Source organism: Mesorhizobium sp. M0626, from assembly GCF_040320665.1.
In the GTDB taxonomy this organism is placed as follows: domain Bacteria; phylum Pseudomonadota; class Alphaproteobacteria; order Rhizobiales; family Rhizobiaceae; genus Mesorhizobium.
The window spans coordinates 1-713 of sequence record NZ_JAMYQD010000062.1 but is presented as its reverse complement, the minus strand read 5'-3'; the positions used below and the strand labels follow the sequence as shown (position 1 = coordinate 713).

1 protein-coding gene is annotated in these 713 nt (G+C 64.0%); it reads right to left on the bottom strand.

Annotated elements, in window-relative coordinates:
• Positions 1–713 (bottom strand): oligopeptide/dipeptide ABC transporter ATP-binding protein (locus tag NKI37_RS31870; protein WP_352794668.1); only part of this gene is annotated, 713 nt, incomplete at both ends.

Genomic DNA, 713 nt, shown 5'->3' with positions numbered 1-713 from the left:
CAGCGCGTCTGGAACGGGCAGCCGCTCGGCGGGTTCATCGCCGACGGGATATCGCCTTCGAGCACGATGTGCCGTTTGACCACGCTGGTGTCGGCGATCGGGATCGCCGACAGAAGCGCCTCGGTGTAGGGGTGGTAGGGCGGCGCGAAGATCTGGTCGGTCGTACCCTGCTCGACGATGTAGCCGAGATACATGACGACGACCCAGTCGGCGATGTAGCGCACCACGGACAGATCGTGGCTGATGAACAGCATCGTCGTCTTGTTCTTGCGCTGGATGTCCATCAGCAGCTCGGTCACCGCCGCCTGCACCGAGACGTCGAGTGCCGACACCGGCTCGTCGGCCACCACCACCTTGGCATCGCCGGCAAAGGCACGCGCCACGCCGATGCGCTGCTTCTGGCCGCCTGAGAGCTGACGCGGCTTGCGCGTCTCGAAGGCCCGCGGCAGCTTCACCAGGTCGAGCAGCTCCAGCATGCGCTTGCGCCGCTCGGCGACATTGTTGCCGACTTTGAATTTTTCCAGCGTGCGGATGATCTGCGAACCGACGGAGTGGCTGGGATTGAGTGTATCGAACGGGTTCTGGAACACCATCTGGATCGACGACACCGTTTCGACGCTGCGCTTCTCGATGCCGGTCGACTGGATCTCCTTGTTGCCCAGCGTCACTGTGCCGGCACTTGCCGTCTCCAGCCCCAGCAGGACCTTGGCCAG